Raw genomic sequence first — 24,427 nt, forward strand, 5'->3', positions numbered from 1 at the left:
CGGCGCCTTGTCGATCTCGTCGAACTTCTTCACCTCGCCGCCAAACTTCGCCGCCATCACCGTCGTCAACGCCGCCGTCAACGTCGTCTTCCCATGGTCGACGTGACCGATCGTCCCTACGTTCACGTGGGGCTTCTTACGCTCAAACTTTGACTTCGACATCGGAACGCTCCTGCTCAGCCCTTCGCCGGTGCAACGGCCCGCCGCAAGCGAGCCTCGCTAGCATCTATATGGTTAATGAGTGATCGACCACCGCGAAGCCGCGACGCTCCCGCGAGCATGGAGCCCACAACCGGATTTGAACCGGTGACCTCTTCCTTACCAAGGAAGTGCTCTACCACTGAGCTATGTGGGCGGGAAGCGCGTCGCGAGAAACCCCTGCAACTCCGTACCTCAACGCCTGCCCGTTCTTTTCCGGTGGAGCGGGTGATGGGAATCGAACCCACATCATCAGCTTGGAAGGCTGAGGTTCTGCCATTGAACTACACCCGCCTTCTCGCCGCCCGCGCCGCCCGTGACGAGCGGCCGTCCCGCCTCACGTGGTGGAGGGGGTAGGATTCGAACCTACGAAGGCGTAAGCCAGCAGATTTACAGTCTGCCCCCGTTGGCCGCTTGGGTACCCCTCCGCGGACATAAGCGGGGTATTTTCTGGCCTCCCTGGGGGAGTGTCAACCGAGGGTAAACGGCCTCGCCGCGGCCGGCTGGCGCGCGCCGCGTCCCGGCTCGCGAGAGCCGTCTCCTCCTCCGAATCGCGCATAAGGATACCCTTAGAACGGGGGCCTCCGCCATCCGGCCTCGGCCGCGGCGCGCTCGCCTTGCGACATAATCGGGTGCCGTCGCTCCCGGGCCGTGCTCGCGGTCGGCCGCGGGCTACGGCCCGGCGCCCGGCGGGGCGCTCCTCGGGCGGGAAGCCCGTCGCCCCTGCGTCGGATCGGTCGACGGGCGGAGCAAGCCTCCGCGGCCCCGGCTTGATTTTGTCCCTCCGGCCGGCATGCTTGAGCCATCACGCAGGATCAGCGGACGAGGCGCTGCGAATGGAACGTCGTCTACTGGCGAGGAGCAAGGTTTCGACCACGGTCTACCTGACGGCACCGGGCGGCCGCATGCAGCGTTGTCGGGCGAGGAATCTTTCGGCCATGGGAGTGTTTCTCGAGAGCCGGTCGCTTGCCCTGCCGGCGGGGACCGTGGTCAATCTCGTCTTCGCCGTGAAGATCGGCGACGTCATCCGCCTGCATCGCCGCAAGGCCGTCGTCGCGCACGTCAGCGAGTGGGGCGCCGGCTTGATGATGCAATCGCGGGGTAGAGCCCGGCCGGCCGAGACCTCCCGCCGCGCGACCCGCTAGCGCTCCCGCGGCGCCCGCGGTCCGTCAGAAGCGATCCTTCAGCGCGCGGGTCCGCGCGAACACCTCGACGTCGTCGCCGTCCGGCAGGCCGATCGTCTGCCGGAGGTTCCTGCTGTGCGGCCGCAGGAACGGGTTCGTCGCCTTCTCGAGCCCGAGCGTCGTCGGAACCGTGGGCTCGCCGCGGGCGCGCGCCCGGTCCACGTCCCGGGCGCGCGCGGCAAGCGCGTCGTTGGCCGGCTCCACCGAGAGCGCGAAGCGGGCGTTCGCCTGCGTGTACTCGTGCGCACAGTAGATGCGCGTGTCGTCGGGCCACTCGAGAATCTTCCGAAGCGACGACCACATCTGCGACGGGCTGCCTTCGAAGAGGCGCCCGCAGCCCATCGCGAACAGCGTGTCGCCGACGAACGCGATGCCGTCGTCCGGAAATCGATAGACAATGTGCCCCCGCGTGTGGCCGGGCGTCTCGTGAACCACGACCCGGTGCGACCCGAGCCGGAGCTCGTCGCCTTCGCCGACGCCGACGTCGATGCCCGGGATGCGCGCCGCATCGGCTCGCGGGCCGACGATCCGGCACGAGGTCGCGCGCTTCAGCTCGAGATTGCCCCCGGCATGATCGCCGTGATGGTGCGTGTTCAGGATGTGGGTCAACGTCCAGCCGTTTTTCTCGAGCGCGGCAAGAATCGGGCGCACCTCGGGAGTGTCGATCGCGGCCGTGACGCCCGCCTCGCGGTCGTGAACCAGAAAGCCGTAGTTGTCCGTGAGGCACGGGAACATCTGCACTTCGATCTCGCTCATCGTTCGCTCTCCGATTCGCATCGCGGCGGCTTGCGGCTGCTTGGACCCGCCCGCGGGCGGGTCCGCCGCCGTGAGCCTTATCGTACAATGCGCTTCTTTGCCGCCGGCAACCCATTCTTCGACCCGCAACCGCATGCCTCTGATCACACTTCCGGACGGATCCACGAAGCGCTTCGACGCGCCGGTCGACGGTCTCGCCGTCGCGCGCAGCATCGGCGCCCGGCTCGAGAAGGACGCCGTGGCGATGCGTGTCGACGGCGTTCTCAAGGATTTGACGACGGTCATCGACGCCGATGCTCGCGTCGAGATCGTCACGCGCGGCTCCGCGGACGGCCTCGAGCTGCTCCGGCACGACGCCGCGCACGTGATGGCGGAGGCGGTCAAGGAGCTCTACCCCGAGACGCAGGTGACGATCGGGCCGGCCATCGAGGACGGCTTCTACTACGACTTCGCCCGCAGCGAGCCCTTCACGCCCGAGGATCTCGAGCGCATCGAGGCCCGGATGCACGAGATCGTGAAGCGGGACGAGCCGATCGTGCGCGAAGTTTGGGACCGCGAGCGCGCGGTCGAGCTGTTCCGCGGCCTCGGCGAGCACTACAAGGCCGAGATCATCGCGGGGATCCCGGCCGACGAGCCGATCAGCCTCTACCGGCAGGGCGAGTTCATCGACTTGTGCCGCGGGCCGCACCTCCCGTCGACCGGCCGTCTCGGGCATGCGTTCAAGCTGACGAAGCTCGCCGGGGCCTACTGGCGCGGCGACTCGCGCAACGAGATGCTGCAGCGCGTCTACGGCACGGCGTGGTCCGAGCCGAAGGAGCTCGAGGCCTACATCCGGCGGCTCGAGGAAGCCGAGCGCCGAGACCACCGCCGGCTCGGCCGGCAGATGGACCTGTTCCATTTTCAGGACGAGGCGGTCGGCGCCGTCTTCTGGCATCCGAAAGGCTGGACGCTGTTCCAGACGCTGGTCCAGTTCCTGCGCCGGCGGCAGATCGCGGCAGGGTACCGGGAGGTGAACACGCCCGAGCTGATGGACCTCGGGCTCTGGCAGGCTTCCGGGCACTGGGAAGCCTTCGGCGAGAACATGTTCACTAGCCGGATCGAGGACGACCGGATGCTCGCGGTCAAGCCGATGAACTGCCCCGGGCACGTCCAGATCTTCAAGAGCGAGCTGCGCAGCTACCGCGAGCTGCCGCTGAGGCTCGCCGAGTTCGGCAAGGTGCACCGCTACGAGCCGTCCGGCGCACTGCACGGGCTGCTGCGCGTGCGCGCGTTCACGCAGGACGACGCGCACGTGTTCTGCGCGGAGAAGGACATCACGCCGGAGACGGGCGCCGCCTCGAACCTGCTGCTCGGCATCTACCGCGACTTGGGCTTCGACGACGTCGTGATCAAGTTCGCCGACCGGCCCGAGCAGCGCGTCGGCGACGACGCGGTCTGGGACCGCGCGGAGGCGGCCCTGAAGACCGCGATGGCGGAGCTCGGGATCGACTACGTCTACAACAAGGGCGAAGGCGCGTTCTACGGCCCGAAGATCGAGTTCGCGCTGCGCGACGCGATCGGCCGCGAGTGGCAGTGCGGCACGATCCAGGTCGATCTGAACATGCCGCGCCGCCTCGGCGCCGCGTACGTCGGCGACGACGGCGAGAAGCACGTCCCGGTGATGCTGCACCGCGCGATCTTCGGCTCGCTCGAGCGCTTCATCGGCATCCTGCTCGAGCACTACGCGGGCGCGCTGCCGCTGTGGCTCGCGCCGCTTCAGATCGTCGTCGCCACGATCACGTCCGACGGCGACGACTACGCGCGCGCGATCGTCGACCGCATGCGCGCGGCCGGGCTGCGCGCGGAGGCGGATCTGCGCAACGAGAAGATCAACTACAAGGTGCGCGAGCACAGCCTCGCGAAAGTGCCCGTCCTGATCGCCGTCGGCCGCAAGGAGGTCGCGGACGGCACCGTGTCGCTTCGGCGCCTCGGCGAGCAGGGGCAGCGCGTGCTCGGCCTCGACGCCGCACTCGGGCTCCTCGAGCGGGAAGCCGCGCCGCCGCTCTGACGGCGGAGCTCGTTCGCCGGAACGGACGCCGCGCGCCGTCCCGCTCCGCGCGTGCGCGCCGAGCGGTGAGCCGAAGCCGTCCCGTGCACTGCAGCGTCCCGGTTCGTACAATGCGGCAGCGAAGGAACGGCGCTCGATAGGCGCCGAGGGCCGGCCGGATGCGATTGATCAGCTTCGAGATCGAGGGCCGCGAGAGCTTCGGCATCGTCGTCGGCGACGGCGTCGTCGACGCGGGCGCGAGGCTTGCGGGAGAGTTTACCGGGCTCAGGGACGTGCTCGCCGCCGGAGCGTTGAACCTGCTGCGCGGAATGGAAGGTCTCGGCCCCGACCTCGCGCTCGGCGACGTGCGATACCGGCCCGTGATTCCTGACCCGGCGGCGAAGTTCCTGTGCGTCGGCGTGAATTACATGCCGCACATCCGCGAGATGGGCCGCGAGAAGCCCGATTACCCGGTCGTCTTCGTGCGCTTCGCCGACAGCCTCGTCGGTCACCTCGAGCCGATGGTTCGGCCGAGCGTCTCGGCCTGCTACGACTACGAAGGCGAGCTCGCGGTCGTGATCGGCAAGCGCGCGCGCCACGTGCCGCGCGATCGCGCCCTCGAGCACGTCGCCGGTTACGGCTGCTTCAACGACGGCAGCGTGCGCGATTTCCAGCGGCACGGCCTGCAGTGGACGCCGGGCAAGAACTTTCACGCGAGCGGCGCGTTCGGTCCGTGGCTCGTGACCGCCGACGAGCAGGACGACCCGGCGAAGCTGCACCTGACGACACGGTTGAACGGCGAGGTCGTGCAGGACGAGAGCGTCGCCGAGCTCTGCTTCGACGTGGCGCAGCTCATCGAGTATTGCTCCACGTTCGCCCGGCTCGAGCCGGGCGACGTGATCGTGACCGGTACTCCGGGCGGCGTCGGCGCCGGGCGCAAGCCGCCCCTGTGGATGAAGGCCGGGGACACGGTGGAAGTTTCGATCCGGGGAATCGGCACGCTGCGCAACCCGATCGTCGATGAGCGGCAGGACTAGCGGCAGGACCGGCCGCGTCCGCGGACTCGCCGCCTTCGTCGCGCTGCTCGCCGTCGGCCACGCGCGCGCGGCGGAGCCCGATCTCGCCTGGATCGACCGCACCGCGCTCGAGGCCGGCGAGGTCCTCGTGACCGCCGGCAAGGCAGGCGGGTCGGTCACGGTGTCGACGGCCTCGCTGATCGACGCGCCCGCGCAGGCGATCTGGTCGGTGCTTCGGGAATGCGAGGTGGCGCCGGAGTACGTCCCGAACATCGTCAGCTGCGAGCGCCTCGAGGAAGTGGACGGCGGGCGCGCCGAGCTCTTCGTGCAGGAGATCAAGCCGATCTTTTTCGTGCCGCGCTTCGAGCACGTGTTCCGCCTCGACTACTACCCGTACGAGCGCATCGACGTGCGGGAGGTGAGCGGCCCCCTCGAGCGGATGGAAGGCAGCTGGTGGTTTCTGCCCGAGCCGGATGGTCGGATTCTTCTCGTCCATCATCTCGAGGTCGATCCGGGCTTTCCGATCCCGCGTTTCCTGCTTCGGGCGACGCTGCGGCGCAACCTCGTGAGCATCATGGAGGCCGTCCGGGAACGCTCGGAAGCGCGCGCGGCGAGGTAACGCGCGGCGCAGCGCGGAGCGGAACGCGCGACGCGCGGGGGCGGAACGCCGGCCTGCCGCCCGGTGCCTGTGATTCCGGTCACTTCCGGCCGCGGCGGCATCTGCTACCGTGCGCGCGAGTGAACGATCCCGACACCATCTCGCCCCGCATCCTGATTCTCGAGACCGACCGCAAGACCGCCGCGGCCGTGCGCCGCTATGCGGTCAAGGGCTGGGCCGGCGCATCGGTGCAATCGAACAGCGCGACGCTCGCCGACGTCGCGCGCGCCCCCGGCTCGCTGCGGTCCTTCGACGTGGTCCTCGCCGGCTGCGATTTCTCCGAGGACGGCAGCACGGCGAATCCGGTGTTCCGCGCGCTCCGCGCGATCTCGGCCGACCCGGAGAATCCGGCCGTGATCCTGCTGACCCACGGCGGCAGCGAGTACACCGCCGTGCAGGCGATCAAGGCCGGCGCCTTCGATTACATCCCGCGCATGCTGTTCGGCCGGGAGCAGATGATCGCCGCCGTGCAGAATGCCCTCGCGCGGCGCCAGTCCCGCGGCGCGGGCGACGTCACGAGCGTCGTGCAGCTCTTCGGATACGACGTGCGCCGCTGCCTCTCGCGCCGAGACAACGTCTCCGTCCACGTGGCCTACAGCGCCGAGCGCGCCGCCGAGGTCGTGCTGAAGGTGCTGCATCGGGATCGAGGCTCGCTGTCGCGCGACGTGAACTTCGAGCGCTTCGTCGAGGAGTTCAAGCTCCTGTACGACATCGAGGATCCGGGCGTGGCCGAGATTTACGACTTTCGCGTCACGAGCCAGTACTGCTACATCGCGATGGAGTACTTCCGGGCCGGCCACCTCGGCGGGCGGATCGGCCGGGCGCTCGACGTCCGCGACGCGCTTCGGTACGGCCGCGAGATCGCGAAGGCGCTCGCGGTCGTCCACGCGGCCGGAATCGTGCACCGCGACCTGAAGCCCGGCAACGTGATGCTGCGCGACGACGGCTCCGTCGCATTGATCGACTTCGGGATTTCGCAATCCGCGCACCGGCCGGCGGGGCTCGGTCGACAGCCGGCGATCAGCGGCACGCCCTACTACATGAGCCCCGAGCAGGCGCGCGGCGAGCCGACGGACGAGCGGACGGACCTCTACGCGCTCGGCGTCATCCTCTACCAGCTCCTGACCGGCGAGAAGCCGTACGTCGGCGCGTCGGCGGAGGAGATCCTGGAGCGCCACTGCAGCGCTCCGATTCCCCGGCTGCCTCCGGAGCTCGGCCACGTTCAGCCGGTGCTCGACCGGCTGCTCGCGAAGAACGCGGACCAGCGCCTGCCGACGGCGCGCGAGGTGATCGAAGCGATCGAGGCGGCGCGGGAAGCGCCGCCGGCGACGCTCTACGCCGTATCGGCGCGCTCCGCCTGATCCCCGTCGGCGGTAAGACCCTCGAAATCGAACAGCGCGCGGTCGGCGAGGTGCGACGGCGCGACGTTCTGCAGGCTGCGAAACAGACGGGCGGTCCGCCCCGGATCGGCGCGCTCCCACTCGGCGAGCATCTGCTTGATCCTCACGCGCTCGAGATTGGCCTGCGAGCCGCACAGGTTGCACGGGATGATCGGAAACTTGCGCGCCCGGGCGTACCGGGCGATCTCCCGCTCGGCGCAGTAGGCCAGCGGGCGGATGATCACGTGGCGCCCGTCGTCGCTCAGCAGCTTCGGCGGCATCGCCTTCAGCCGCCCGCCGTGGAACATGTTCAAAAACAGCGTCTCGACGATGTCGTCGCGATGATGCCCGAGCGCGATCTTCGTGGCGCCGACCTCGTCGGCAACCCGGTAGAGAATCCCGCGGCGCAACCTCGAGCACAGACCGCACATCGTCTTACCGTTCTCGATCACGCGCTTCACGACGGAGTACGTGTCCTCCTCGACGATGCGGTATTCGACGCCGAGCCCTTCGAGGTAGCTCGGCAGCACGTGCGCCGGGAAGCCGGGCTGCTTCTGGTCGAGGTTCACGGCGATCAGGCCGAACCGGACCGGGGCGCGGCGCGCGAGGCTCATCAGCATGTCGAGGAGCGTGAAGGAGTCCTTGCCGCCGGAGAGGCAGACCATCACGCGGTCGCCGTCCTCGATCATCCGATAGTCGACGATCGCGCGTCCGACTTCGCCGCGCAGCCGCGCCTGAAGCTTCTTGAACCGCCCAGTGCTTCGCGCGGCACCCGCCGGTCCGGTCCGCTCGTCGGCCGGGCGGGGCACGGCGCCTTCGGCCGAACGAGGCACGCCGCCGTCCGCCGGCGCACCCGGGCCTTCCGGCCGGCCGGACATCGAAACGTCGCGCGCCGCGGCGCTCACGCCGACGCCCTCCGCGCTGAATCCACGTCGCTCAAAGCTGCGCCCTCCGAGAAAGCGAAAAGGCCGGCGCTCGCCGGGGACGGGCGGGCGAGCGGGCCGCTCCCGCCTCGCCGGCCGCGCCCGCCGGCGGGGTCGGCCATGATAGCGAATCCGCGGACACACCGGCAGCGCGGCCCCGATTCCGGGCCGGACGCCGCCGGGCGCGCGGGGCCGCTGCGCACCGCCGGTAATGCCGAAAGCCCGTGCCGGCCACGCGACATAAGACCCGTCGCTCGCGACCGACTCCCGGGCTCTGTGAAGCCTATCACTGCAACGAAAGGCGGCATTGCCTAGGGTTGGAGCTCTCTCCGATTACGTCAACCGGGCGAAATGAAGCGAACGGCTATCGCGGTAGTCCTGGCTGTCGCCGCGCTGGCGATGCTGGCGTCGCTCGTGATGCGTTCACGCTCGCTGCCGCTCGAGGTGCACCTGTCGCAGAACACGATCGCGACCGACGTCGAGCGCATCCGCGAGGATTTCGCGACGCTGATCGCGACGCTCGAGTCCGGCTGGCGTGAGACCCAATATCCCGGCGAGGCGGCCGACGCATTGCTCCGGCGCATTGCCGCCAGCCCCGCGCCGATTCAGGCGATGCTCGAGCGGATCCCGGGCAGCACGAGCCAGCGCAACCGGCTCGCGAACACGTTCGCGGGCTTCGCGCAGAGCATCGAGGAATCCCGGAAGCTGACTCTCGAGATCCTCGACGAGCAGAGCACTTACGTCGAGAACGTCGTGTTCGTCAGGGACGAAGGCCCGCGCGTCATCCAGCGCATGCGCGAGCTCGGGCTCGATCGCGAAGCCGCCGACCTGTTCCAGCTCGTCGTCGGCACGCTCGACTTCGTCTCGCCCGACGGGGCCGTTCCAGCCGCCGAGATCACGCGGCTCGCCGCGGCGCTCGACCGCGATCAGCGGGTCGACGCGAACGTGCCGGAAGAGGTCGAGCGGCTGACGCGCGCGATCGGCGCGATCGTGGACGGCAAGGATACGCTCCGAAGCAAGCTCGATCAGCTCGCGGCGAGCCCTCTGCCGCAGAGGACGTCGCTGCTCGCGCTTGCCGCTCGCGACGTTTACCAGAGCGCGGTCGCGAGCGTCGAGCAGGCGCGGCTGATGCTTTCGATCTACTCGGTGGCGCTGCTCGTCGCCGTCGGCTTCGTCGCGTACCGGCTCCAGGGAAGCTATCGGCAGCTGAACCGCACGAACACCGAGCTCGCGGTGCTGAACGAATCGCTCGAGCAGCGCGTGGCCGAGCGGACGGAGGAGCTCGCCGGGACGCTCAGGGACCTGAAGGAATCTCAGGTGCAGCTCGTGCAGGCGGAGAAGATGTCGTCGCTCGGCCAGCTCGTCGCGGGCATCAGCCACGAGATCAATACTCCGCTCCTGTATCTCGCGAACAACGCCGTGCTGATCCAAGAGCGCCTGCAGGTCCTCGAGAAGTTCGTGCGCCGCTGCGGCCGCGCGTTCTCGATCGACGCTTCGCAGTTCGAGGATCGCGCCGAATTTCAGGCGAAGTTCATTCGCGCGCTGAAGGACGTGAAGCAGATGCTCCAGCAAGAGGACCTCTCGGCGAGCATCCAGGAAGCGCAGGATCTCGCGCAGGACAGCATCGAGGGGCTCGAGGACCTGACCGAGATGGCGCAGAGCCTCAAGGATTTCAGCCGCCTCGACCGCGCGCCGGTCGCAAGCTTCGACGTGAACGGCGGGCTCGACAAGACGCTGCTGATCGCGCGCAACGCGATCAAGCACAAGGCCGAGGTGCGCAAGTATTACGGCGACGTGCCCGAGATCGAGTGCTCGCCGTCGCAGATCAACCAGGTGTTCCTGAACCTCATCACGAACGCCGCGCAGGCGATCGAGGACCACGGCGAGATCGTGATCACGACGAAGCGCCACGGGGCGGACCGGGTCGCGATCAGCATCGCGGACAACGGCTGCGGCATCCCGCCGGAGATCATGGACAAGATCCGCGACCCGTTCTTCACGACGAAGGAAGTCGGCACGGGCACCGGCCTCGGGCTTTCGATCGTCGACGAGATCGTCCGCAGCCACGACGGCGAGCTCAAGATCGAGTCGGAGGTCGGGCGCGGCTCGGTCTTCACGGTCATTCTTCCGATCAAGCACGGCCGGTCTGCCGGCGCGAGCGGCGGCGACTTCGACGCGGCGGGTCTCGAAGAGCCCGCCGGTGACCCGGAGACGGATGCCTTCGCGGAAGCGGTCTGAGCGCGAGACGAGCCATGGAGATGCAAGCACATTCCGGTCAGCGCCCCAGGCTGCTGTTCGTCGACGACGAGCAGCGCGTCCTGAATTCGATGCGCATCATGTTCAGGCGGCAGTTCGACCTCTTCCTCGCGTCGCACGGCGCCGAAGCGTTGAACATCGTCAAGGATCAAGACATCGACGTCATCGTCGCGGACCATCGGATGCCGCAGATGACCGGCGTCGAGGTGCTCACGAAGGTCCGCAAGCTCTCGCCGCGCACGGTCCGCATCCTGCTCACGGGCTACGCCGATCTCGATGCCGTCGAGGGCTCGATCAACGACGGCGAGGTCTTCCGTTTTCTGACCAAGCCTTGCGCGCCGAAGCAGCTGCGCGACACCGTCGAGCTCGCGGCGAAGCTCGCGCGCTCCGCGCCCGCGGTGGCGAGCGAGGAAGCCGAGTCGCTCGACGACGAGGACGTGCTCGAGATCATTCTCGAGAACGATACCGCGCGGGAGGTCGACCGCTCGGCCCAGGCGGCGGCGGAGCCGGCCAAGGCGTTCACGTCCACGACCGTGATCGAGCGGCCGAAGCCTTCGCCCCCCGCGCCCACGGCAAATGCGCCCGAGAAGAAGGCGAACATCGCGACGGGCCTCGGCGTGATCGTGTTCTCGAACGACGACGAGATGGTCGATACGGTGCAGAAGGCGGTGCGCGGCCGCCTGCCGGTACATCGGGCCACGAACGTCGTGCAGGTCGTGAAGATCCTGAACGAGCACAAGCCCGGCGTGCTGATCACCGACATCTCCGACGACAAGGCCACGATCCAGGCGATGACGGCGCGGCTGAAGCAGCACTTACCCGAGCTCGTGACGATCGCCGTCTCGCCCCATCGCGACGTGCTCGACATGGTCTGGCTGATCAACCACGGCCAGATCTTCCGCTTCCTGCGCAAGCCTCTGTCGCCCGGCCGCTGCGCGGTCAGCCTTCAGGCCGCCCTCCAGCACCATCGCATGCTGCTGAAGAATCCGGACCTCGTTAAGCGGCACGAGGTCGAAGCGACGCAAGACGGAGGGCTCGTGGACGGAATGCTCGCGAAGCTGAAGAACGTGAAGCGCCTGTGGGCTCAAGCATGAGCGCGACCGGCAGAGCGGACGACTCGACGCGCCAGAGCGACGCGCTCCTCTGGCTCGGCGGCGCGCTCGTCGTCGGGATGGGCGCCGTCTGGCTGCTGCTCGCGAAGCCGTGGGCCGGCGACGCCGCGGCGCCGGTCGAGGAGTCCGCGGCGGACGTCGCGAACCGGACGACGGCCGTGCGCCAGGCGACGGCACCCGCCTCGCAGCCGGGAGCGCGCACCGGTCTCGAAAGCTCGCTGGAGCGCAACCCCCTGCGGATGGCGGAGCTCGCGTTCGACGCGGGGATGCTCGTCGAGCCCGCGGAGTACAGCGCGTGGACGCTGTACCAGCGCGCGCTGCAGGAGGATCCGACGAGCACCGCCGCCCGCGACGGGCTCGAGAAGGTCGCCGAGGAGCTGCTGCGCCGCGCGGGCACGGCCGTCGAGCAGGGCCGCTTCGACGACGCCCGCGCCGCGGTCGAGCGCATTCGCGGCGCCTTTCCGGATCACGCCGGCGCGGCCGAGCTCGCGTCCCGAATCGAGGAGCTCACTCGGCCGGAGCCGGAACGGCCGCCGGTCCAGGCGCGATCCGTCGAATCCGCGCCGGCCGAGCGCCCGAGAGCCGAAGCGCCGGCTCCCGAGCCGGAGCCCGAATCCGATCCCGCCGTCGCGACGCACGACGCGTTCACGGCGGCGCTCGCGGCGAACCGGCTGCTCACGCCCGCGCAGGCGAGCGCCAAGTACTACGTCAACCTGCTCGCGTCGATCGCCCCGGACCACGAGCTGACCCGTCAAGCACGCACGCAGCTCTTCAACGAATTTCTCGCACGCGCGAGCGAAGCGATCGCATCCGCCGACGCCGAAGCCGCGACGACCTGGATCGACGAAGCCGACCTTCTCGCGGTGGATGCGGCCGCGGTCGCGGGAGCCCGGGACCGCCTGCGGACGCGCCTGATCGAGATCGAGTCGGCCCGCCGAGTGCCGGCGTCCGCGCTCGAGGTCGTGAGCTACACGGCGCCCGAGTATCCGGTCCGCGCCCTCGAGCGGGGCCTCGACGGCTGGGTCGACATCGAATTCACCGTCGCAGAAGACGGCACGACGCGCGACATCGTGATCACGGACGCGTCGCACACGAGCTTCTTCCGCCGGGAGGCGGTCGAGGCGGTCGAGCAATGGCGCTTCGCGCCGCGCGTGTTCATGGGAGAAACCATCGAGCAGCGCGCCTACACGCGCATCCGCTTCGACTTCGAATAGCGCGGCGCGAGCGAGCAGCGCTGCTGCTCCCTTTTCCCGCCGACGAAGGACGGGACGGCGCGGCCTCTCTCCAACGGCGCCGCCCTTCGAGCGCGCGAGCGGCGGGGCATTCACCGACGAGGGCCGCCGTCACCGTTTCGACATAATTTCGAGCCGCAACGCCGGCGAACGCGTCGAGCCCGCGTCTGACGGGCCCGAAGGCCGGCCACCGGCGCGTTCCGCTCGAACGATCGTCGCGATGCACACCGCTCTGCTACAGTTGGGAAAACAATACGAACGGAAGCGACCTCGATGAAGGCCCGCCACTCGTCGCCGATTTCCGCCCTGCTCCTGATCGGCTTCGCATCGCCCGCGCTCGCTCAGCCGCCATGCGATTGCACGACCATCGTCGACAGCTGCAGCGCCGAGGTCGCGGTCCGTGACGACACGATCGAGGTCACGAGCGATCGTCCGCAGTGCTCGCGCGTCGACTACTTCATCGACGGCCGACCCTTCGTTTCGCTCGTCGTCGACGGCATCGCGCGCGAGGATCGCGCGTTCGCGAGCGCGGAGCCGCGCGTGCTCGTGCAAAGCTGTCAGGTGTGCCGGGACAACCGTCCGCCGGACTCGATCTCCGCGGCACCGAGCCCCGCGCCGCAGCCGGCAAACGGGCCTCTCGAGCCGCTGATCCAAGTGCAGCCGCAGTACCCGCCCGGCGCGGCAGCGCTCGGGATCGGCGGATACGTCGAGGTCGAGATCACGGTCGGGCCGGAAGGCGTCGTCGAGAACGCTGCGATCGTGGCGAGCGAGCCGTTCGAGACGTTCGACGAGGCCGTGCTTCGCGCCGTCACGCGGTGGCGCTACCCGGCCGAGCCCGGGCGTCCTCCGATCACGCTCACGCAAACCATCGAGTTCCGCCCGTCGCTCGATCGCGCGCCGCCGCCTCCCGCCGTCGAGCCGCGGGCCGAGCGCGCGGCCGCGCTCGGTCCGCGCAACGCCTGCGTCCGCGAAAGCTCGCGCTTCAACTACGGCGAGTACGTGGAGATCGGCCTGATCAACGCGTGCGACACGCCGATCATGGTGTTCGCCTGCGCCGAGGGCTTCGGGCGATGGGCGGGGCAATGGACCTGCACGACGTCCGAGCAGCAGCGCAACCTGCTCGTCGGCCCCGGAGACCCGAGGGCGGGCGAGACGATGACGATCGCCGACGAAGACGGCGAGAAAGTGATGGTGGTCGCGCTGACCGAGAGGTTCTTTCTCTCCCGCGCGCCGAACACCGAGTACTGGTGGCTCGCGTGCCGGTCGACCGACGCCGAGTGCCGCGGCGCCGCCCGGCAGTGGACCCGCTCGCTCGAGGGTCAGCTCGCGGCCGCCGATCCGCGCGGGCGAAGCAGCGCGACGCTCGCCCGCTCCTACTGAGCCTCGGATCGATCGGCCCGATCCGCGCGCTCTTCGCCGCCCGCGGGCTCTTCGACCGGCGCTCGGGCGCGCTCGGCTTCGCTCCCTCGCGGCGCGCGGACGTAAAGGCCGGTGAGCACCACGGTCAGCACCGTGGCGGCGAATGCGAGCAGGAAGCCGATCGCGACCCAGATCGGCGCGCGACGCGGCGCGCGCCCCGCGTCGTTTCGCGTGCGGTCCGATCCGCGCGCACGCGCGGCCGTCGCCGATCGGTCGTCCGCACTCATCGATGCTTTCCCGTCCCCGTGCCGGAGGGTCGTCGCGGATCGATATAGTACGATACGGCCGACGCGGCCCCCCACGGTGCCGCTCGAGGAGTGACGTGGCCAACGACGAGCTCAAGCGGCACCTTGGACGGCTTCACGACGAGCTCGCCGCGGCGAAAACGCTCGACGCCGAGACCCGCGCGCAGCTCGAGGCCGTGGCCGCGGACATCGAGCGCACGCTGGAGGGACGGCACGAGGCGCCCCATTCCGTGCGCGAGCGTATCGAAAGGGTCACGCTTCGTTTCGAGGCCGAGCACCCGCGCCTCGCCGGCGTGCTGAGCGAGGTCACGGACGCGCTCGCGAAGATCGGCGTCTGACCCGACGCCGTTTCTCCGTCTCTCGCCGCTCCTCCGCGATCCATCTCCGTTTTCTTCGATAAACTGCATCGCTCTGCGATTTTCGATACACTCGATCGAATGGAAAACGCGCCAGGCCACCTGCCGACGGTCAAGCAGCTGCGCTACTTCGTCGCCCTCGCGGAGCACCGGCACTTCGGGCGCGCCGCCGCCGAATGCCACGTCTCGCAGTCAGCGTTCAGCGTCGCGATCCGCGAGCTCGAGACGCTGCTCCGCGCCAACCTCGTCGACCGGACGAACCGCAAGGTCACGATCACGGCCACCGGCAAGGAGGTCGCCGCGCTGGCAAAGCGCTGTCTCACGGACCTGCACGCGCTCGCCGAGGTCGCGCGGCGCGAGAACCGGCCGCTCGAGGGCCCGCTGCAGCTCGGCGTCATTCCGACGATCGCGCCGTTCCTGCTGCCGCGCGTGCTGCCGGCCGTGCGCGAGGCGTTTCCGAAGCTCAGACTTTTCCTGCACGAGGACATGACGCAGCGGCTGCACGAGCAGCTGATGGACGGCGTGCTCGACCTCGTTCTGCTCGCGCTGCCCTACGACCTTCCCGGCGTCGAGCGAATGGTCCTGTTCCGTGACCGCTTCCGCCTGGCCGCCAGAAAGGGGACGGCGCTGGTCGATCCCGCCCGCTATCGGCCCGACCGGCTCACGGACGGCAGCGTGCTGCTGCTGCGGGAAGGCCACTGCCTGCGGGAGCATGCGATCGACGCGTGCCGCATCCGCGGCACCGAGAAGATGAGCGCGTTCTCCGCGTCGAGCCTGCTGACGTTGATCGAGATGGTCGACGCGGACCTCGGCGTGACGTTCCTTCCCGAGATGGCCGAAGGATCGGCATTGCTGCAAAACACGATGGTGCGGACCTACCCGCTCGGCGAGGACAACTACCGGAACGTCGGCCTCGTGTGGCGGCGCGGCAGCGCGCGACGCGGCGAATTCAAGCTCCTCGGCGACTTCCTCGCCGAGCAGCACCGGAAACGGTACGCGGCCTGAACGGCGCGGTCACGTCATCGCGGGACCGCCGCGCCACCGCGGGCGCGCGACCGCCGCCATGCCGCAGGCGCACGGCCGCGGCCGCGAGGGCCAGCACGGCGAGCAGCGGCCACGACACGCTGCCGCCGCCTCCCTCGTGCGTGACGACGACCGGCGGCGGATCCACGTCGAAGGAACGGTCCTCGAGCGGCAGCAGCGCGAGCGCGGAGCTCTGCGCAGGCCCGAGCTCGTCCGTGAAGACGCCGGTGTCGGCATCGTAGATCTCGATCAGGAGGTCGTACTGGCCCGGCGGGTAGCTCGCGACCAGCTCCGTCTCCACCTCGTACTCGTCGCCGGGACGCGCACCGTCGACGCGGAAATCCTCCGTCTCGTGATAGAGCTCCCACGTCTCGCCGTCCGCGCTGAGATAGAGCCTCGCGAACACCCATGCGGGGTCGAAGTAGCTGTCGACGTCGAAGGTCACGCGCAGATAGCGGTAATAGCCGTCGCCGTCGGCATCGAAGAAGATTTCGATCCCCGCGTCGTAGATCCAGTGGTCGCCCGCGAAGTCCGTCGGAGAGAGCGCGGCGTCACCCTTCGCGCGCGTGACGCGCTCGTCGGGCGCGATGCGCACTTCCTCGAGCTCGCCGAGCTCGCGCAGCGTGCCGGGTTCGCGCTCCGCGGCGTAGCCCGAAGCCGAGCGCAGCACTTGTGCCGGCTCGTCGGATTGCATGTCGCTCGTCGCGGCGAACGCCGTGCTCGAGGCGAGCAGCCCATGGAAGAAGGGCGCGAAAGCTTTGCGATTCATCGTCGGCCCCGTGCTCCCACCGTCCCGACTCCATTTGGCGCCTCCGAAGCTGAACCGAGGCTGAGCGGCGCCGAGCGCTGCTACACTGACGGCGACCGGCGAAAACGAATCGGGGAGGAGCGGGTGACGACGACGCAGGTACGAGCGAAGCGGGCCGCCCGGCTCTGCGCAGCCGCGCTGCTGCTCGTCGCCGCCGCGCCGCAAGCGGACGACCGCGCGCGCGGCGAGACGGTCTCCGGCGCGGATCCGTTCGCCGAAGGGCGGGCCCTGTTTCTCGATGCGCTTTCCCGGCTCGAGTCCGGCGCGGCCGAGACCGCCGACCCCGACGCGCTCCGAAGCTACCCGCTTTACCCGTATCTCGAGGCCGCCCGGATCGAGAAAGCGGCCGCAACCGCCTCCGGCGCGGACGCCGCGGTCGACGCGGCCGCCCGGGCCTTCCTCGCGGAGCACGCCGGCGAGCCTGTCGCGAGCGGCGTGCGGCGTGCATGGCTCGAGAGCCTCGTGCGGCGCGAGCAATGGCGCGAGTTTCTCGACGAGGTGGATGTCGACACGGCCGGCGACGTTCAGCGCTGCCGGGCGCTACGCGCCCGCATCGCGCTCGACGACCTCCGCGGCCTCGCGCCCGAGATCGTCGCCGTGTGGCTGACCGGACGGCGCCTGCCGAGCGAATGCGAGCCGGTGTTTCAGTGGCTCCGCGCCGAGGGTCCGCTGACCGACGAGCTGATCGAGCAGCGGGTACGGCTGCTTCTCGAGAACGGCCACGCGGCCTTCGCGCGCGTGATCGCGGCCCGCCTGCCGAGCGAGCGCGCGGCGCCGCTTTTGCTCTGGGCCGACCTGCTCGAGCGGCCCGTCGCCACGCTCGACGCGCTGCTCGACGCGCCCGCCCCCCTGCCCGAAGGCGCGCTCTACGCGGGATGGCAGCGCCTCGCACGCGATCGTCCGGCGGAGGCGCTCGAGCGCTACGGTTCCGTGCTCGAGGCCTTCGACCTCGATTCCGCCGAGGCGAGCCGTTTCACCCTCGCGCTCGCGCTCGGCCTCGCCTGGGATCGGCGCCCGGAAGCGCTCGATTTTTTCGCACGCGTGGCGCCGCCCGACATCGACGATTATGCGCTCGGGTGGCGCGCACGCGCGTCGATGTGGGCGGGCGAGTGGAGCCTCGCGGCCGATGCGATCGCGTCGATGTCCCCCGAAACGCGCAACGAGACCCGCTGGGTCTACTGGGCGGCGCGAGCCGCCGAGCGGCTCCGGGACGCGGGACGGGCGCGTGAGCTCTACCGGTCGATCCTCGGCCGGGACAACTACTACTCGGCGATGGCGGCGGCGCGCCTCGGCCGAGCCGCGAAGCCGGATCAGAGAACGCTCGACGCCGACCGCTCGCGCATCCGCGCCCTCGCGGCGCAGCCGGCCTTCGTCCGCGCGCGCGAGCTGCTCCGAGTCCGCATGCCGACCGAGGCGACGGCGGAGTGGCGCTTCGGCCTCGCCGCGATCGAGCCCGCCGACCGCAAGCAGGCGATTCATCTCGCCGCGAGCTGGGGCTGGCACGACGTCGCGATCGCGACCGCGACGTCACAAGGGGTGTTTTACGACTACTCGCTCCTCTACCCGAGGCCGTACGACGAGGCCGTGGCGGCGGCCGCGGCGCTGACGAAGCTCGAGCCGCCGCTGATCTACGGCGTGATTCGGCAGGAGAGCCTCTACCGGCGCGATGCGGCGTCAGCCGCCGGTGCGATCGGCCTCGCGCAGCTGCGCCCGGAGACCGCACGCCGCGCCGCCCGGCAGTGGAACCGGCCCGTGCCGAGCTACGCCGATTTGCTGGTCCCGAAGGTCAACGTCACGCTCGGCGCCGCGGAGCTCCGCACGCTGCTCGACGAATTCGACGACCAGTTGCCCGTGGCCCTTGCCGGCTACAACGCCGGGCCGGAAGCTGCACGGCGCTGGCTGCCTTCGGAGCCGCTCGACGCGGACGTGTGGATCGAGAACATCCCTTACAACGAGACGCGCGACTACGTGCAGCGCGTGCTGTGGCACAGCCTCGTGTTCGCGTGGCTGCAAAGCGGCGAGGCGCGGGACACGGGGCCGTGGCTCACCCAGGTCCGGCCGAGCGCGGAGCCGGAGCTGCACGCCGAGCGGTGAAGGTCAGGCGGGGCCCGGTCCGCGCGGCGTCGCAGCGCGTCCCGCGGCGGCCTCGTTCGCGGCCTCCGCACGAGGGAACGGGCAGAAGCAGGAGATGATCGCGCCGCGGCCGGGACGATTCTCGGCCTTCAGCTCTCCGCCGACGGCGCGCGCCCGATAGCGCATGATGTGCATGCCCATCCCGCCCGCCGGGGACTTGGTCCCGTGGAAGCCCGTGCCGTTGTCCTCGATCGTCATCGTCACGCCGCCGGGCTCCAGCCGGCAGCTCAGATCGACCTCGCTGGCCCGCCCGTGCCGCACGGCATTCGTGACCGCCTCCTGGGCGATCCGGTAGAGGTTGTTCGCACACTCCTCGCTCAATCGATCCGTGCGCGCGGCGGCCCGGACTCGGCAGGTGATGCCGAAGTAGGCCTCGGAGCGCTTCGCGAGCTGCTGGAGCACCTGATCCAGCGTCAGCCCCGGCTCGCGATGCACGGGGCTCAGCCCGCGGGCGAGCTCGGAGGTTTGCGCAATGGCCTGATTGATGAGCTCCACCGCGTGGTGAAGCGTTTTGCCTTCGGCGCTCGCGTCCGCCGGCAGCTTCTTGCGGAGCGGCTCGAGCATCAGCTTCACGCCGGTCAGCAGCTGACCGAGGCCGTCATGCAGATCGTGGCCGATGTGATTGCGCTCGCGCTCCACGCTGCTCACGATCTCGCGCTCGAGGTGAAGCCGGTCCGTGACGTCGGTGATCGTGATCATCACCTCGTCCTCGCCGCTGCGTACGAACCGTGCCTCCACGTCCCGCCGCTGGCCGTCCACGGTCCGCGTGAATTCCCAGGTGTGCACGCCCTCCGTCTCGAGCGCCTTGAGGCGGTAACGCTCGTGCATCCGCGCGAACTCGCGATCGAAGATCTCGTCGACGCGCTTGCCGATGAAGTGCTCGGCTCGAAAGCCGAGAAGGCGCGTGACCTTCTCGGGCACGTGGGCGTCGAGATAGACGCCGTCGCGGGTGACGCGTACGAGCATGTCCGGATGGGCCTGCATCAGCGCGCGAAAACGCGCCTCGGACGTGCGCAGCGCCTGCTCCGCGTAATGCCGCTCGGTGATGTCCTGCGTGTGATGCACGACGTGGTCCGGACCGATCGGCATCACCGTCATGTTGAGCCTGCGCACGACTCCGGAGCGATAGCGATACTCGAACTCGCCGTGCTCGACCCTGCCGTTCTGCACGCAGCGGTGCAGGAAGCCGACGAAATCGTACTGGTCGCCTTGCAGCGCGGCGGCGCTGCACCCGATCGCGAATTCGTGCGCGATGGTGCGCACGCGCTCCGTGGCCGCGCGGTTGCAGGCAATGAGCCGAAAGTCGCTGCCGACGCGACGCCAGATGTAGGCCGGACCGGGGAGGTTCTCGAAATGCGCGCGGAACAGGCTTTCGTCCGGACCTCCGGCGAGCAGCCCTTCGATGTCGCCCCGCGGCGCCGGATCTATCCGTTCAGCGCCCACGTTTCACCGTTCGCGATGCATCCGTTGGAAGCTTACCGGACACGGGAGCGGAAATCGATCGGCCGGCAGCGCTTGCCGGCGGCTCCATCGTCGCCGCGGGCGCCGCTCGAGCCGGCACGGAGCGCACGAGCCGCGGGTAGTAAAACAGCAGCGAGCCGAAGCGCGCGACATAGTGCACGTAAAACGCGGCCCAGAGGCCGTGATTACCGTAGGGACGAAGCAGCCACCAGGCCGCGAAAAATATAGAGAGCGAAACCAGCATTGCGTTGCGCATGTCGGCGGTGCGTGTCGCGCCGATGAAAATCCCGTCGAGCTGAAAGGCCCACACGCCGAGGAGGGGCGCGGCCGCGGCCCAGGCCATGTGTGCGCGTGCGGCGGCACGCGCCTCGGGGTCGACGGTCAGCAGGTCGATGATGCCCGGACCCGAGATCGCAAGGGCCAGCGAGGCGCACACCGCGACTCCGGCGGCCCAAAGCGTCGTCATCCGCGCGGCGGCAACCAGGCCGGCCCGATGCGCGGCGCCGACGGCGCGTCCGACCAACGCTTCAGCGGCGAACGCGAGGCCGTCGAGAAAGAAGGCCGCGCCGGAGACGAAATGCAGCAGCACGGCGTTGGCGGCGAGAATCACGTCGCCCTGCTTCGCGCCCTGCGCGTTGAACCAGACGAACACGACGAGGAGCGCGAGGGTGCGGATCATGATGTCGGCATTGACGGCGAACGCCCGCTTCAAGGCGGCCGGGCGCAGCATCCGCTCGAACGACCAGCGGCCGCCGAGCGTCTTGGCGAATCGCCACGCGATCGCCCCGCCGACCGCGGCGGCCGTGATCTCGGCAAGCACCGTGCCGAGCGCGACGCCGCGCACGTCCCATCCGAAACCGAGCACGAACAACGCGTCGAGCGCGATGTTCGCGAGGTTCAGCACGAGCTGCAGCACGAGCCCCACGTCGGTGCGGCCGAGCCCGATGAACCAGCCGAGGAGCGCATAGTTCGCGAGCGTCGCCGGCGCCGCCCAGATGCGAATGTCGAAGTAGGCGCGGGCGAGCGACTCCACATGCGCGCTGCCCTCGAGGAACGCGAAGGCGATCTCGCGGATCGGCCATTGGAGCGCGACGAGCGCGGCCCCGAGCGCGACGGCCGCGGCGAGCGCGCGCCCGAGACCCGCGCGGATCTCGTTCTCGTCGCGCGCGCCGAGCGCCTGGGCGGTCATCCCGGTCGTGCCCATCCTGAGGAAGCTGAACGCCCAGAACACGAAGTCGAACACGAGCGCACCGATCGCGACCGCGCCGATGTAGGCGGGATCGGGAATGCGCCCGACGACGGCGGTGTCGACCACGCCGATCAGCGGCGTGGACACGTTGGAGAGCATGACCGGCAGCGCGATCGCGAGGATCGCGCGGTGAGTCAGCGGGGTGCGCCGCGCTTCGTCGGATGGCATCGGCCGATCGCTTCGGGTGAGCGCCTCGGTGCCGCTCCTTCGAGCCGGAAGCGAGGCGAGCGGCAAGTGTACCGGATCGGCCTGCGGCGGTCCGGCGCCCGCCGGCGGGCAACGCGAGTCGCGAACACCGCACGCCGCAGCTACTCTATCGAAGCATGGAGCGCAGCACCGATCGCATTCTCACGACACACGTCGGCAGCCTGCCGCGGGATGCCGCATTGCTGGAGCTCTTGCTACGAAAGGAGCAAGGCGAGCCGTACGACGCCGAAGCGCTCGAAGCGGCCGTGGCGCGCGCGGTCGACGACGTCGTGAGGCGACAGGTCGAGATCGGCATCGACGTCGTGAGCGACGGCGAAGCCGGCAAGATCGGCTACGCGACCTACGTGAAGGACAGGCTTTCCGGATTCGAAGGCCACCACCCCCGCCCGCCGCACCTCGACCTCGCGCCGCACCCGCGGTTCCGCGAGGCGATGGCACGGATGATCGGGCCGCAGAAGTTCAAGCGCTCGGCCTGCGTGGGGCCGATCGAGGTCGTCGACCGGGAAGCGCTTCGGCGCGACCTCGCGAACCTCCGCGCCGCGGCGAACCGTCACGGCGCGCGCGAAGCCTTCATGAACGCCGCTTCGCCGGGCGTGATCTCGGCGTTCCAGCAGAACCGCTACTACCCGAGCCACGAGGCGTACGTCGAGGCCATCGCCGCCGCGATGCGCGAGGAGTACGAGACGATCGTCGCCGCCGGATTCGTGCTTCAGCTCGATTGCCCGGATATCGCGATGGCCCGGCACACGGGCTTTCAGGAGCTCACGGAAGCCGAGTTCCTGAAGCGCGCGGAGCACCAGGTCGAGGCGCTGAACTGGGCGGTCGCGGGCATTCCGGCGGAGTCGATGCGAATGCACATCTGCTGGGGCAACTACGAAGGCCCGCACGATCACGACATTCCGCTCGAGAGAATCCTCGGGATCGTCCTGAAGGCGAAGCCCGCCGCCATCCTCTTCGAGGCCGCGAATCCTCGCCACCGGCACGAATGGACCGTGTGGCGCGACGCCCGCATCCCGGAGGACAAAGTGCTGATCCCGGGCTGCATCATGTCGACGACGAACTACGTCGAGCACCCGAAGCTCGTCGCGCAGCAACTCGTGCAGTACGCGGGGATCGTCGGCCGCGACCGCGTGATCGCCGGCACGGACTGCGGCTTCGGCACGTTCGCGGGCACTTCGCGCGTGGATCCCGACATCGCGTTCAAGAAGCTGCGGTCCCTGGTCGAAGGCGCCGACCTCGCGTCGCGGGAGCTCTGGCGTACACTGGCGTCATGAGCGAGCCACGCCAGATCCATGCCGACGATGCCGAGGCGCTCGTCGACAACCTGTTCGCGAGCTCCGCCGTCCCGACCCTCGTCGAGTACGTGAAGATCCCGTGCAAGTCGCCGGCCTTCGATGCGGACTGGGAGCGCAACGGCCACCTGGACGACGCGATGAGCCTCATCGTCGAGTGGTGCCGGTCGCAGGCGCTGCCCGGCATGCACCTCGAGGTGATCCGCCTTCCCGGGCGCACTCCGGTGCTGCTGATCGAGGTGCCCGGCGCCGTCGACGACACGGTCCTGCTCTACGGCCACATGGACAAGCAGCCGGAGATGACGGGCTGGAGCGACGGGCTCGGGCCGTGGCAGCCGGTGCTCCGAGGCGATCGGCTCTACGGCCGCGGCGGCGCCGACGACGGCTATGCGGTCTTCGCGTCGCTCGCCGCGCTGCGCATTCTCGCCGAGCAGGGCGTCCCGCACGCGCGCTGCGTCGTGCTGATCGAGGCCTGCGAGGAAAGCGGCAGCTTCGATCTCCCTCACTACATCGAGCATCTGCGCGACCGCATCGGCACGCCGACGCTCGTGGTTTGCCTCGATTCGGGCGCGGGCGACTACGAGCGCCTGTGGTGCACGACGTCGCTGCGCGGGCTCGTGAACGGCAACCTGCACGTCGAGATCCTGCGGGACGGCGTGCATTCCGGCGCCGCGAGCGGCATCGTGCCTTCGACGTTCCGCGTGCAGCGCCGGCTGCTCGCCCGCCTCGAGGACGAGGAGACGGGCCGGATACGGCCGGACTGGCTATACGCCGACATCCCGGCACAGCGGCGCGAGCAAGCCCGCGAGATGGCGGCCGTCGTCGGCGACGGCGTCTTCGACCATTTTCCGTGGGTCGCCGGCGCGCGTCCGGTCACGGACGATCCGGTCGAGCTGCTGCTGAATCACACGTGGCGGCCGCAGCTCGAGATCACCGGCGCCGAAGGCCTGCCGGATCTCGCGAGCGCCGGGAACGTGCTCCGGGCGAGCACGGCGCTGCGTTTGAGCGTGCGGCTGCCGCCCGGCGTGAACGCGGTCGAGGCGCGAGAGCGGCTCCGCGCGCTTTTGACGGAGGACCCGCCTTACGGAGCCGCGGTCCGGTTCGAGTCGAAAGAGGCGAACGACGGCTGGAACGCCCCGCCGGTGGCGCCGTGGCTCGAAGCGGCGCTGGCGGAGGCGTCGCGCACCTACTTCGGCAAGCCCGCGGTCTACATGGGCGAGGGTGGGACGATCCCGTTCATGGCGATGCTCGGCGAGCGTTTTCCCGACGCGCAGTTCATGATCACCGGGGTTCTCGGCCCGGGCTCGAACGCGCACGGGCCCAACGAGTTCCTGCATTTGCCGACCGCGAGGAAGCTCGCGTGCTGCGTCGCCGAGACGCTCCGGCGGCACGCGCTTCGGGACCGCTCGTGACGCGGCGCCCCGGAGCAGGTGTAGACCATGTCTCCGGAATAAACTGTTAGCTAAGTCCGTGGAATGGACCCGGCGGGCGTTG

Annotated in this window: 21 protein-coding genes and 3 tRNA genes; 14 read left to right on the forward strand and 10 right to left on the reverse strand. The window is 69.6% G+C overall.

The window, feature by feature from the left end; translation table 11 throughout:
* From VF329_13385 to VF329_13400, 4 genes are all read right to left on the reverse strand, one after another.
* On the reverse strand, positions 1–162 hold a 162-nt coding region (locus tag VF329_13385), incomplete at its 3' end, for a GTP-binding protein (GenBank protein HEX7082001.1).
* A gap of 118 nt (positions 163–280) precedes the next feature.
* A tRNA-Thr gene (locus tag VF329_13390) sits at positions 281–355 on the reverse strand.
* Positions 356–418: 63 nt separating this feature from the next.
* Positions 419–492 (reverse strand) — tRNA-Gly (locus VF329_13395).
* Positions 493–540: 48 nt separating this feature from the next.
* Positions 541–626 (reverse strand) — tRNA-Tyr (locus VF329_13400).
* Positions 627–1,034: 408 nt separating this feature from the next.
* Here VF329_13400 and VF329_13405 point away from each other — a divergent pair.
* Entirely contained in the window at positions 1,035–1,343 is a 309-nt protein-coding gene (locus VF329_13405; protein HEX7082002.1) for a PilZ domain-containing protein, read from the forward strand.
* A 24-nt stretch (positions 1,344–1,367) separates the two neighbouring features.
* On the opposite strand, the gene gloB is transcribed toward VF329_13405, so the two are convergent.
* Positions 1,368–2,138, reverse strand: a complete 771-nt coding sequence (gloB, locus tag VF329_13410) for a hydroxyacylglutathione hydrolase (protein HEX7082003.1) — start codon at positions 2,136–2,138, stop codon at positions 1,368–1,370.
* A 133-nt stretch (positions 2,139–2,271) separates the two neighbouring features.
* Here gloB and thrS point away from each other — a divergent pair, with 133 nt between their 5' ends.
* From thrS to VF329_13430, 4 genes are all read left to right on the forward strand, one after another.
* Positions 2,272–4,185, forward strand: coding sequence for a threonine--tRNA ligase (gene thrS / locus VF329_13415; GenBank protein ID HEX7082004.1), 1,914 nt, complete (start codon positions 2,272–2,274; stop codon positions 4,183–4,185).
* A gap of 158 nt (positions 4,186–4,343) precedes the next feature.
* Positions 4,344–5,201, forward strand: coding sequence for a fumarylacetoacetate hydrolase family protein (locus tag VF329_13420; GenBank protein HEX7082005.1), 858 nt, complete (start codon positions 4,344–4,346; stop codon positions 5,199–5,201).
* Complete coding sequence (locus VF329_13425; protein ID HEX7082006.1) at positions 5,185–5,799, forward strand: SRPBCC family protein; 615 nt, start codon at positions 5,185–5,187, stop codon at positions 5,797–5,799. The genes VF329_13420 and VF329_13425 overlap by 17 nt, the downstream gene beginning before the upstream one ends.
* 119 nt (positions 5,800–5,918) lie before the next feature.
* A complete protein-coding gene (locus tag VF329_13430) occupies positions 5,919–7,199 on the forward strand; it encodes a protein kinase (protein ID HEX7082007.1) in 1,281 nt (426 codons plus the stop codon).
* Here the strand turns inward: VF329_13430 and ttcA are convergent.
* A complete protein-coding gene (gene ttcA, locus VF329_13435; protein ID HEX7082008.1) occupies positions 7,172–8,122 on the reverse strand; it encodes a tRNA 2-thiocytidine(32) synthetase TtcA in 951 nt (316 codons plus the stop codon). The genes VF329_13430 and ttcA overlap by 28 nt on opposite strands.
* A gap of 369 nt (positions 8,123–8,491) precedes the next feature.
* Between ttcA and VF329_13440 the strand changes: the two genes are divergently transcribed.
* The 4 genes from VF329_13440 (at position 8,492) to VF329_13455 (ending at position 14,120) form a co-directional block, all read left to right on the forward strand.
* Positions 8,492–10,378, forward strand: coding sequence for an ATP-binding protein (locus VF329_13440; GenBank protein ID HEX7082009.1), 1,887 nt, complete (start codon positions 8,492–8,494; stop codon positions 10,376–10,378).
* 14 nt (positions 10,379–10,392) lie between these two features.
* The gene (locus tag VF329_13445; GenBank protein ID HEX7082010.1) at positions 10,393–11,490 is read left to right on the forward strand and encodes a response regulator; all 1,098 of its coding nucleotides are present in this window, start codon (positions 10,393–10,395) and stop codon (positions 11,488–11,490) included.
* On the forward strand, positions 11,487–12,722 hold the full coding sequence (locus tag VF329_13450; GenBank protein ID HEX7082011.1) for a TonB family protein: 1,236 nt from the start codon (positions 11,487–11,489) through the stop codon (positions 12,720–12,722). The genes VF329_13445 and VF329_13450 overlap by 4 nt, the downstream gene beginning before the upstream one ends.
* Positions 12,723–13,013: 291 nt before the next feature.
* Positions 13,014–14,120: an energy transducer TonB gene (locus tag VF329_13455; GenBank protein ID HEX7082012.1), complete on the forward strand. Its 1,107-nt coding sequence runs from the start codon at positions 13,014–13,016 to the stop codon at positions 14,118–14,120.
* Here VF329_13455 and VF329_13460 read toward each other — a convergent pair.
* Positions 14,114–14,386 (reverse strand): hypothetical protein, encoded by a 273-nt coding sequence (locus VF329_13460; GenBank protein HEX7082013.1) that lies wholly within the window; start codon positions 14,384–14,386, stop codon positions 14,114–14,116. The genes VF329_13455 and VF329_13460 overlap by 7 nt on opposite strands.
* A 95-nt stretch (positions 14,387–14,481) precedes the next feature.
* Here VF329_13460 and VF329_13465 point away from each other — a divergent pair, with 95 nt between their 5' ends.
* Complete coding sequence (locus VF329_13465; protein HEX7082014.1) at positions 14,482–14,742, forward strand: DUF4404 family protein; 261 nt, start codon at positions 14,482–14,484, stop codon at positions 14,740–14,742.
* A gap of 99 nt (positions 14,743–14,841) precedes the next feature.
* Positions 14,842–15,765 carry a hydrogen peroxide-inducible genes activator gene (locus tag VF329_13470; GenBank protein ID HEX7082015.1) on the forward strand — a complete coding sequence of 308 codons (924 nt, stop codon included), beginning with the start codon at positions 14,842–14,844 and terminating at the stop codon, positions 15,763–15,765.
* Here VF329_13470 and VF329_13475 read toward each other — a convergent pair.
* Positions 15,710–16,552, reverse strand: coding sequence for a choice-of-anchor H family protein (locus VF329_13475; protein ID HEX7082016.1), 843 nt, complete (start codon positions 16,550–16,552; stop codon positions 15,710–15,712). The genes VF329_13470 and VF329_13475 overlap by 56 nt on opposite strands.
* Positions 16,553–16,675: 123 nt before the next feature.
* Between VF329_13475 and VF329_13480 the strand changes: the two genes are divergently transcribed.
* Complete coding sequence (locus VF329_13480) at positions 16,676–18,685, forward strand: transglycosylase SLT domain-containing protein (GenBank protein ID HEX7082017.1); 2,010 nt, start codon at positions 16,676–16,678, stop codon at positions 18,683–18,685.
* A gap of 3 nt (positions 18,686–18,688) precedes the next feature.
* On the opposite strand, the gene VF329_13485 is transcribed toward VF329_13480, so the two are convergent.
* Both VF329_13485 and VF329_13490 read right to left on the reverse strand, forming a co-directional pair.
* Positions 18,689–20,167 carry a PAS domain S-box protein gene (locus VF329_13485; protein ID HEX7082018.1) on the reverse strand — a complete coding sequence of 493 codons (1,479 nt, stop codon included), beginning with the start codon at positions 20,165–20,167 and terminating at the stop codon, positions 18,689–18,691.
* Entirely contained in the window at positions 20,157–21,602 is a 1,446-nt protein-coding gene (locus VF329_13490) for an MATE family efflux transporter (GenBank protein ID HEX7082019.1), read from the reverse strand. The genes VF329_13485 and VF329_13490 overlap by 11 nt, the downstream gene beginning before the upstream one ends.
* Positions 21,603–21,757: 155 nt before the next feature.
* Between VF329_13490 and VF329_13495 the strand changes: the two genes are divergently transcribed.
* Entirely contained in the window at positions 21,758–22,915 is a 1,158-nt protein-coding gene (locus VF329_13495; protein ID HEX7082020.1) for a cobalamin-independent methionine synthase II family protein, read from the forward strand.
* Positions 22,912–24,345 carry a M20 family metallopeptidase gene (locus VF329_13500; GenBank protein HEX7082021.1) on the forward strand — a complete coding sequence of 478 codons (1,434 nt, stop codon included), beginning with the start codon at positions 22,912–22,914 and terminating at the stop codon, positions 24,343–24,345. Before VF329_13495 ends, VF329_13500 begins: the two co-directional genes overlap by 4 nt.
* Positions 24,346–24,427: the final 82 nt, after the last annotated feature.

The sequence above is a fragment of the Gammaproteobacteria bacterium genome (assembly GCA_036381015.1).
Classification (GTDB): Bacteria; Pseudomonadota; Gammaproteobacteria; order Steroidobacterales; family Rariloculaceae; genus ZC4RG20.

Coding starts and splice junctions, on each gene's coding strand:
- VF329_13405 (HEX7082002.1), top strand. CDS start 1,035: ATGGAACGTCGTCTACTGGCGAGGAGCAAGGTTTCGACCACGGTCTAC.
- gloB (HEX7082003.1), bottom strand. CDS start 2,138: ATGAGCGAGATCGAAGTGCAGATGTTCCCGTGCCTCACGGACAACTAC.
- thrS (HEX7082004.1), top strand. CDS start 2,272: ATGCCTCTGATCACACTTCCGGACGGATCCACGAAGCGCTTCGACGCG.
- VF329_13420 (HEX7082005.1), top strand. CDS start 4,344: ATGCGATTGATCAGCTTCGAGATCGAGGGCCGCGAGAGCTTCGGCATC.
- VF329_13425 (HEX7082006.1), top strand. CDS start 5,185: ATGAGCGGCAGGACTAGCGGCAGGACCGGCCGCGTCCGCGGACTCGCC.
- VF329_13440 (HEX7082009.1), top strand. CDS start 8,492: ATGAAGCGAACGGCTATCGCGGTAGTCCTGGCTGTCGCCGCGCTGGCG.
- VF329_13445 (HEX7082010.1), top strand. CDS start 10,393: ATGGAGATGCAAGCACATTCCGGTCAGCGCCCCAGGCTGCTGTTCGTC.
- VF329_13450 (HEX7082011.1), top strand. CDS start 11,487: ATGAGCGCGACCGGCAGAGCGGACGACTCGACGCGCCAGAGCGACGCG.
- VF329_13455 (HEX7082012.1), top strand. CDS start 13,014: ATGAAGGCCCGCCACTCGTCGCCGATTTCCGCCCTGCTCCTGATCGGC.
- VF329_13460 (HEX7082013.1), bottom strand. CDS start 14,386: ATGAGTGCGGACGACCGATCGGCGACGGCCGCGCGTGCGCGCGGATCG.
- VF329_13470 (HEX7082015.1), top strand. CDS start 14,842: ATGGAAAACGCGCCAGGCCACCTGCCGACGGTCAAGCAGCTGCGCTAC.
- VF329_13475 (HEX7082016.1), bottom strand. CDS start 16,552: ATGAATCGCAAAGCTTTCGCGCCCTTCTTCCATGGGCTGCTCGCCTCG.
- VF329_13490 (HEX7082019.1), bottom strand. CDS start 21,602: ATGCCATCCGACGAAGCGCGGCGCACCCCGCTGACTCACCGCGCGATC.
- VF329_13495 (HEX7082020.1), top strand. CDS start 21,758: ATGGAGCGCAGCACCGATCGCATTCTCACGACACACGTCGGCAGCCTG.
- VF329_13500 (HEX7082021.1), top strand. CDS start 22,912: ATGAGCGAGCCACGCCAGATCCATGCCGACGATGCCGAGGCGCTCGTC.